The following is a 7,887-nucleotide window of genomic DNA, read 5'->3' as shown; positions in this document are numbered from 1 at the left end:
CCACCGCCGCCGTGGGCAAGACCCGCGCCGAAGTGAAGGCCGAACTGGCCGAAGCCCTGCGCACGGGCGACTACGTGGCCGATGGCCAGACCGGCGCCAAGGCCAACGAACTGTTCCCCGGCAAGTACGCCCAGCCGGTGCTGGCCGAAGGCAAGACGCGCGCTGAAGTGCGCGCCGAGCTGGTCGAATCGCGCCGCGCCAACGGCGGCTAAGTGGTCGGCAGTGCGCTGAAAGCGACGCGCACGCTCAAACCCCCCGGGGGGCTGCTGGCCAAGGTCAGCAGCCCCCCGTTTTGTTGGGCGATCTGCGCCACGATCGCCAGACCCAGGCCGCTGCCGGTGGCCTCGTTCTGCGGGTTCAGGCGCACGAAGCGCTCCAGCACCCGCTGGCGATCGGCCTCGGCAATGCCGGGGCCGTTGTCGTTGACGCTCAGCTGGGCACGGCCTTCGGCTTGCTCGACGTGCAGGTCCACCCGGCTGCCCGGGGGCGTGTGGCGCAAGGCGTTGTCCACCAGGTTGTCGAGCAGCACCCGCAGGTCCTGTGGATCGGCCAGCACGGTGGCGGCCTCGCGCCTGTCCAGCCCGAGATCGATGCCACGGGCTTCGGCGCGGGCCGAAAACGCGGCCACCACGTCCGCCGCCAGTTGATCCAGCCGCAGCGGCACGGGCTGGCGCTCGCGCCCATCCGCTTCCAGCCGCGCCATCTGCAGCAGTTGCGCCACCAGGTGGGTGCTGCGGGCGATGCCCTGGTCGAGTTCATCCAGTGCGGCCTCGCGCTCGCCCGGGGGCGCGCGGCGCGTGAGCTGGGCCTGCAGCTTGACGGCCGCCAGGGGGGTGTTCAATTCATGGGCGGCGTCGGCCAGCATCTGGCGCTGGCGCGTGAGCAGGCGCGACACGCGCTCCAGCAATTGGTTGAGCGCCTGGCCCAGCGGCGCGACCTCCTCGGGCAAGCCGTCCGTGGCGATCGCTTGCAGGTCTTTTTCGTCGCGCCTCCGGATGTCCTGGCCCAGCGCCTCCAGCGGCGCCAGCGCGCGGTTGACGGCCACGCGGATCAGCAGGCCGAGCAGCAGCACGAGCACCGCCACCGGCACCAGCAGCCAGGGCGCCATCTGGGCGAAGCTGCTGGCGCGGTCGCTTTCGGTCTTGGCGATCTGCACGATTTCCTCGTCGTCCACCAGCGTGTAGACCCGCCAGGCTTCGCCCGACCACTCGACATTGTGGAAACCGGGCTCCTGCAGGGGAGGGCCGACGCCCTCGACCGAGGCGTACAACAGCTCCGCGTCGGTGGACCAGATCTGGCTGATGAAGCGGCCCAGGTCGTCCGTGACCCAGGGTGGCGGGTTGTCCTGCGGGGCTGGGCGGGCCGTGGGCCGCGGTGCGGCGTGCTCGGGTGGGTCCAGGGCCCAGCTGTGGGGGCGCACGCCGTGCCGCACCACCGAATGCGCGATCTGCTCCATGCCGAAATCGCGCACCCGGTTGAAGGCCTGCCAGGCCAGGTGGTAGGTGAAGGCGCTGACCAGCACGCTGGTGACGACCAGCGCCGTGATCTGCCAGAACAGCAGGCGCTGGCGGATCGAGTTCATGCCGCGGCGACCAGCTTGTAGCCCACGCCCCGCACGTTCTTGATCCAGGCCGCACCCAGTTTGCGCCGCAGGTGGTGCACGTGCACCTCCACCGCGTTGCTCGCCACCTCTTCCTGCCAGCCGTAGAGGCGGCTTTCCAGCTGTTCGCGCGAGAGCACGGTGCCCGGGTTTTCCATCAGGGCGAGCAGCAGGTCGTATTCGCGCGCGGCCAGGGTGACGGGCTGGTTGTCGAGCAGGGCCTCGCGGCGCAGCGGCCGCATGGTGAGGCGGCCGAACTGCAGCTCGGGCTGGGCGCGCCCGCTGCCCCGGCGCGCGAGCGCGTGCACGCGCGCCACCAGCTCGTCGAGGTCGAAGGGTTTGGTGAGGTAGTCGTCGGCCCCCAGGTTGAGGCCGGCCACGCGGTCGCTCACGGCGTCGCGCGCCGAGACCACCAGCACGGGCACCGGGCGGTCTTCCGAGCGCAGCCACTGCAGCAGCTGCAGGCCATCCAGCCCGGGCAAGCCGATGTCGAGCAGCAGCACGGCGTAGGTCTGTTCGCGCAGCGCGGCCTGCGTCTGCGGGCCGTCCTGCGTCCAGTCCAGGGAAAAGCCGGCCAGGCGCAGCCCGCGCTCCATGCTCCGGCCCAGCATGAGGTCGTCTTCGGCGAGTAGAACTTTCATGGTTGCGTAGTGTGAGCGAAAAGCGCGAACGCCTCTGGTACAAAGCAAAGCCCGACTCCGGAGGTTTCCTTGAGCACATTCCCGCAGGTGATTCTGTTCACCGACACCGATGGCCGCGCGCGTTTCCGCGAGGCCGAGATCCCCTTGTCCGAGGGCTCGCCCGCGGCCCGCCTGTCGGCCCTGCTGCCGGCGACGGCCTGCCAGTTGCGCCAGAGCCCGGTGGGCTTTCGCAGCGAGTTCCATTGCACCGGCGATGCGCAATGGCTGTTCGTGCTGCAGGGCTGCATGGAGATCGGCCTGCAGGACGGCAGCTGGCGCGCCTTCGGGCCGGGCCAGCATTTCTACTCGGCCGACACGCTGCCCCCCGGGGCCAGCTTCGACCCCACGGTGCACGGCCACCGCAGCCGGCAGGTGGGCGACGAACCGCTGGTGACCCTGTTCGTCAGGGGCTGAGCGGGCGCGCCGTCAGAGGAACCGGTCGAGCAGCCGGCGCGAGTGCGCGTCCAGCGCGAAGCGGTCGCGCACGCCGAAGCACACACCCTGGCCGCTCAGAATCAGCAGGGCCTGGCCTTCGAGGCGGCGGATGTCGTCCTCGCTGCGCAGCACGAAGCTGGTGGGGCCGCGGTCGGTGCTCACCTGCCAGGTGCTGGGCGTGGAGAAGGTGGACACCGATTCGATGCGCTGGATCACCGGCGTGAACTCGCGTTGCGCCAGCTCTTCCTGCAGCAACTGCCGCAAGTCGGCTGGCAAGGCGGAGAGGCGGTCCACCCAGACCAGTTCGTGGCCGTCGCTGCCCACCAGCGACAGGCCTTCGTCGGGCGCGCCGATGGGGAAGGCCCGCACGGGCACCACGCCCACGTGGGTCTCTCCGGCGGCGTCCGTGAGCACGAGGCGGCCGAAGGGGTTGCGCTGCAGTTGCCAGGCGGGGTTCGGGGTGTTCATGCGTCGTTGTCCTCGGGCGTGTCGGCGTCGAGCAGGGCGGCGGCCTCCTGCTCCTTGCGCGCCTGCGCTTCGTACAGGCGCCAGTAGGCGCCGCGCTGCGCCATCAGTTCGTCGTGCGGGCCGATCTCCACCACCTGGCCGCGGTCCATCACCACCAGGCGGTCGGCCTTGCGCAGGGTGGAGAGCCGGTGCGCGATGGCGATGGTGGTGCGGCCCTGCACCAGGTTGTCCAGTGCCTTCTGGATTTCCTTCTCGGTCTCGGTGTCCACGGAGGAGGTGGCCTCGTCCAGGATCAGGATGCGCGGGTCGATCAGCAGCGCGCGCGCGATGCTGATGCGCTGGCGCTCGCCACCCGAGAGGCCCTGGCCGCGCTCGCCGACCAGCGAGTCGTAGCCCTGCGGCAGCCGCAGGATGAACTCGTGCGCGTGCGCGGCGCGCGCGGCGGCCACGATCTCGGCGCGCGTGGCACCGGGTTTGCCGTAGGCGATGTTCTCGGCGATGGTGCCGAAGAACAGGAAGGGCTCCTGCAGCACCAGGCCGATGTGGCGGCGGAAGTCGGCCACGCCGACGCGGCGGATGTCGGTGCCATCGATGCGGATGGCGCCTTCACTCACGTCGTAGAAGCGGCACAGCAGGTTGACCAGGGTGCTCTTGCCCGAGCCGCTGTGGCCGACCAGGCCGATCATCTCGCCGGGGCGGATGTCCAGGCTCAGGTTGCGGATCACGGTGCGGCTGCCGTAGCGGAAGCTCACGCCTTCCATCTGCAGGCCGCCCTGCACCTGGGTCAGCGGCACCGGCTGAGCCGGCTCGGGAACGTTGGAGACGTGGTCCAGGATGTCGAAGATGCGCTTGGCGCCCGAGGCGGCCTTCTGCGTCACCGAGACGATGCGGCTCATCGAGTCGAGCCGGCCATAGAAGCGCCCGATGTAGGCGATGAAGGCGGTGAGCACGCCCACCGTGATCTCGCTCTGGCTGACCAGCCAGATGCCGAAGGCCCACACCACCAGCAGACCGATCTCGGTGAGCAGGGTGACGGTGGGGGTGAACAGCGACCAGGTCTTGTTGATGCGGTCGTTGACGGCCAGGTTGTGCTCGTTGGCCTGTTTGAAGCGCCGCGCCTCGCGGGCTTCCTGGGCGAAGGCCTTGACCACGCGGATACCGGGGATGGTGTCGGCCAGCACGTTGGTCACCTCGCCCCAGACGCGGTCGATCTTCTCGAAGCCGGTGCGCAGGCGGTCGCGCACGAGGTGGATCATCCAGCCGATGAAGGGCAGGGGCACCAGCGTGGCCAGCGCCAGCCAGGGGTTGATCGAGAACAGGATCACCGCGGTCATGGTGATCATCAGCACGTCGGTGAGGAAGTCCAGCGCGTGCAGGGACAGGAAGACGCTGATGCGGTCGGTTTCGCTGCCGATGCGCGCCATGAGGTCGCCGGTGCGTTTGCTGCTGAAGTAGTCCAGCGAAAGCTCGAGCAGGTGGTCGAAGGTGGTGGTGCGCAGGTCCGAGCTGATGCGCTCGGACACCAGGGCCAGCAACCAGGTGCGCGCCCAGCCCAGGCCCCAGGCCAGCAGGGCCGAGCCCAGCAGGCCGCTGAGCAGGGCCAGCACCAGGCCGGTGTCGATTTCCTGGCCGTTCTGGAACGGGATCAGCACCCGGTCCATCAGCGGGATGGTCAGGTAGGGCGGCACCAGCGTGGCGGCGGTGGAGGCCAGCGTGAGCAGGAAACCGGTGAGCAGCGTCCACCGGTAGGGCCGGGCGAAGCGCCACAGGCGCAGCAGCACCCAGGTGGACGGCGGGGCCTGCGGCACTTCCTGGGCGCATTCCGGGCATTCATCGCTGTCGGCCGGCAGGGTGGCCTGGCACTGGGGGCAGGTGCGGGCGGGTTCCTCGATCACCTGCTCGGACGCCTGATCCAGCTGGGCCATCAGTCGATGGAACTGGTCGACCATGCGCGCGGCCCGGGCCTGCACGCCCATGGTGAAGCGCCACACCGCGATGCGCCCCTGGGCGTCCAGCAGCTCCAGGGTGCCGACACCGGCGTGGTCGCTCAGCCGCAGCTCCATACCCGGGCTCAGTATCCACTCCTGGCCTTCGAGTGTGAACTTTTGACGGGTTAACAACAGGGTGCGCGTACGGAAATGTAAATCGCTGTCCAAGTCCAGCGCCAAGGCAACGACAGCGCTATCATCGCCCCCCAGCTGGGTTGATGCGGGCCGCAAGGCGTCCTGTGCAGGGTCGGCTCCTGGGGCTGAGGATTCAGCTGGAAAGTGTGAAAGCATGGTGAAGATGACAGCGTGGCGTCGACCGCGAGAAATGGCATGCTCCCACGGGGGAGCCTTGCATTTTCACCGATGTCGAGCCCGCGATCGTTGATGGCATTGAAGTTCTTCTGAACCCCTGATCGGTACTACACCCGGTCGCCCGAATCACGCGTCCCGCCGGAGACATGAGCTCGAAACACGACATCACGCTGCTGCGCATCAACTACCTGCGCGGCCCCAACATCTGGACGTACCGACCGGTGCTCGAAGTCTGGCTGGATCTGGGCGATCTGGAGGACTTTCCTTCCAACAAGCTGCCCGGCCTCACCGAACGCCTGGTCGAATGGCTGCCCGCCCTCGAAGAACACCACTGCGGTGTGGGTGAGCGCGGTGGCTTCATCCAGCGCCTGCGCGAGGGCACCTGGGCCGGCCACATCCTGGAACACATCGTCATCGAGCTGCTGAATCTGGCGGGCATGCCCACCGGTTTCGGCCAGACGCGCGAGACCAGCCGGCGCGGTGTCTACCGCATGGTGTTCCGCGCCCGCGACGAGGCCGTGGCCCGGGCCGCGCTCACCGAAGCGCATGCCCTGCTGCTCGCCGCCATCCGCCAGCGCGAGGACGGCGCGGCCGGCTTCGACGTGCCGGCCGCCGTGGCGCGCCTGGTCGAGCAGATCGACCGCAGCTACCTCGGCCCGAGCACCGCGTCCATCGTCGCCGCGGCTACGGACCGGGGTATCCCCCACCTGCGCCTGAACGACGGCAACCTGGTCCAGCTCGGCCAGGGCCGGCACCAGCGCCGCATCTGGACGGCCGAGACCGACCGCACCAGCGCCATCGCCGGCAACATCGCGCACGACAAGGACCTGACCAAGAGCCTGCTGGCCTCCTGCGGCGTGCCCGTGCCCGAAGGCCAGGTGGTCGACAGCCCGCAAGCCGCCTGGGAAGCCGCGCAGGAGATCGGCCTGCCGGTGGTGGTCAAACCCTCCGACGCCAACCATGGCCGTGGGGTGAGCCTGGACCTGTCGGAGCGCGAAGACATCGAAAAAGCCTTCTCGGTGGCCGACGCCGAGGGCAGTGAGGTCATGGTCGAGCGCTACGTGCTGGGCGACGAGCACCGCCTGCTGGTCGTGGGCGGCCGCGTGGTCGCGGCGGCGCGCGGTGAAAGCCTGTCGGTGGTGGGCGATGGCCGCTCCACCGTGGAACAGCTCATCGACAGCCAGCTCAACAGCGACCCGCGCCGGGGCGAGGCCGAGGAGTTCCCGCTCGAGACCATCCGCCTGGACCGCGAACCCGTCATGCGCCTGCTGCTGGAGCGCCAGGGCCTATCGGGCGAGGCCGTGCCCGCCCTGGGCCGGCGCGTGATGGTCCAGCGCAATGGCAACGTGGCGATCGACTGCACCGACGAAGTGCACCCCGAGGTGGCGCACGCCGTGACACTGGCCGCCCGCGTGGTGGGGCTGGACGTGGCCGGTGTGGACCTGGTCGCCCAGGACATTGGCCGCCCGCTGCAGGCGCAAGGCGGCGCGGTGGTGGAGGTGAACGCCGGGCCTGGGCTGCTGATGCACCTCAAGCCCGCCACCGGCCTGTCGCGCCCGGTGGGCCGTGCCATCGTGGACCACCTGTTCGACGAAGGCGGCAACGGCCGCGTGCCCATCGTGGGCGTGGCCAGCTCGCGCCATGGCAACGCCATCGCCCGGCTGGTGGGCTGGCTGCTGCACCTGAGCGGCCACCAGGTCGGCCTGGCCTGCCAGGACGGCCTGTTCCTGGGCAACCGCAAGGTCGATGCCCGGCCCAGCGCCCATTGGGAGGCCGGCCAGCGCCTGCTGATGAACCGCGAGATCGACGCCGTGGTGCTGGAGAACGGCCCCGCCGTCATCCTGGACGACGGTCTGGCCTACGACCGCTGCACCGTGGGGGTCGTGACCGATCTCGACGACTTCCAGGGCCTGGAGCGGCACGACGTGCGCAGCACCGACCAGCTCTACCGCGTGATGCGCACCCAGGTGGACGTGGTGCTGCCCGACGGCGTGGCCGTGCTCAACGCCGACGACGCCCGGGTGCTGGAGATGGTCGAGCTGTGCGATGGGGATGTGATTCTTTACGGCATGGACGCCGCCTCGCCCGCGCTGCAGAAACACCGCGAGGCGGGCTCTCGCACCGTATCGGTGTTCGAAGGCCAGCTGGTGCTGGCCGAGGGCGTGCGCAAGGCCCACCGCGTTCGGCTGGACGCACCCGTGGTGCAGGGGCTGCTGCAGTCGCTGGGCGCGCACACCTTGATGGCCGTGGCCGCCGCCGCCTGGGCGCTCGCGGTCTCGCCCGAACTGATGGCCGCCGGCATCGAGACGGCGGGTCTCGACGTCGCTCCTATCCCCGAACGGCCAGAACCGGTTACCCTGGACGCGGCGCGCTGAGCGCCGGTCCTCTCTTCATTCACTCCCAG

6 protein-coding genes and 1 pseudogene are annotated in these 7,887 nt (G+C 69.7%); 3 read left to right on the top strand and 4 right to left on the bottom strand.

Annotated features, from left to right (window positions below):
* Positions 1–212, top strand: a pseudogene (locus tag AC1Q9M_RS12305) (DUF4148 domain-containing protein); the annotation flags it as partial.
* Here AC1Q9M_RS12305 and AC1Q9M_RS12300 read toward each other — a convergent pair.
* Both AC1Q9M_RS12300 and AC1Q9M_RS12295 read right to left on the bottom strand, forming a co-directional pair.
* Positions 209–1,582, bottom strand: coding sequence for a sensor histidine kinase (locus AC1Q9M_RS12300; RefSeq protein ID WP_444687119.1), 1,374 nt, complete (start codon positions 1,580–1,582; stop codon positions 209–211). The pseudogene AC1Q9M_RS12305 and the gene AC1Q9M_RS12300 overlap by 4 nt on opposite strands.
* A complete protein-coding gene (locus tag AC1Q9M_RS12295; protein ID WP_382328475.1) occupies positions 1,579–2,241 on the bottom strand; it encodes a response regulator in 663 nt (220 codons plus the stop codon). The genes AC1Q9M_RS12300 and AC1Q9M_RS12295 overlap by 4 nt, the downstream gene beginning before the upstream one ends.
* A 69-nt stretch (positions 2,242–2,310) precedes the next feature.
* On the opposite strand from AC1Q9M_RS12295, the gene AC1Q9M_RS12290 reads away from it, so the two are divergent.
* Positions 2,311–2,694: a cupin domain-containing protein gene (locus tag AC1Q9M_RS12290; RefSeq protein ID WP_382321037.1), complete on the top strand. Its 384-nt coding sequence runs from the start codon at positions 2,311–2,313 to the stop codon at positions 2,692–2,694.
* Positions 2,695–2,706: 12 nt separating this feature from the next.
* Here AC1Q9M_RS12290 and AC1Q9M_RS12285 read toward each other — a convergent pair whose 3' ends face one another.
* Complete coding sequence (locus AC1Q9M_RS12285; protein WP_382156182.1) at positions 2,707–3,183, bottom strand: cyanophycin metabolism-associated DUF1854 family protein; 477 nt, start codon at positions 3,181–3,183, stop codon at positions 2,707–2,709.
* Complete coding sequence (locus AC1Q9M_RS12280) at positions 3,180–5,462, bottom strand: cyanophycin metabolism-associated ABC transporter (protein ID WP_382321032.1); 2,283 nt, start codon at positions 5,460–5,462, stop codon at positions 3,180–3,182. Before AC1Q9M_RS12280 ends, AC1Q9M_RS12285 begins: the two co-directional genes overlap by 4 nt.
* 167 nt (positions 5,463–5,629) lie before the next feature.
* Here AC1Q9M_RS12280 and AC1Q9M_RS12275 point away from each other — a divergent pair, with 167 nt between their 5' ends.
* Positions 5,630–7,858: a cyanophycin synthetase gene (locus tag AC1Q9M_RS12275; protein WP_382321030.1), complete on the top strand. Its 2,229-nt coding sequence runs from the start codon at positions 5,630–5,632 to the stop codon at positions 7,856–7,858.
* The last annotated feature ends 29 nt before the right edge of the window (positions 7,859–7,887 follow it).

It is taken from the genome of Hydrogenophaga sp. GW823-FHT04C09 (genome assembly GCF_058796355.1).
The sequence above is the reverse complement of the archived record's forward strand: the minus strand, read 5'-3'. Positions and strand labels throughout refer to the sequence as shown.

Coding starts and splice junctions, on each gene's coding strand:
- AC1Q9M_RS12300 (WP_444687119.1), bottom strand. CDS start 1,582: ATGAACTCGATCCGCCAGCGCCTGCTGTTCTGGCAGATCACGGCGCTG.
- AC1Q9M_RS12285 (WP_382156182.1), bottom strand. CDS start 3,183: ATGAACACCCCGAACCCCGCCTGGCAACTGCAGCGCAACCCCTTCGGC.
- AC1Q9M_RS12295 (WP_382328475.1), bottom strand. CDS start 2,241: ATGAAAGTTCTACTCGCCGAAGACGACCTCATGCTGGGCCGGAGCATG.
- AC1Q9M_RS12275 (WP_382321030.1), top strand. CDS start 5,630: ATGAGCTCGAAACACGACATCACGCTGCTGCGCATCAACTACCTGCGC.
- AC1Q9M_RS12280 (WP_382321032.1), bottom strand. CDS start 5,462: ATGCTTTCACACTTTCCAGCTGAATCCTCAGCCCCAGGAGCCGACCCT.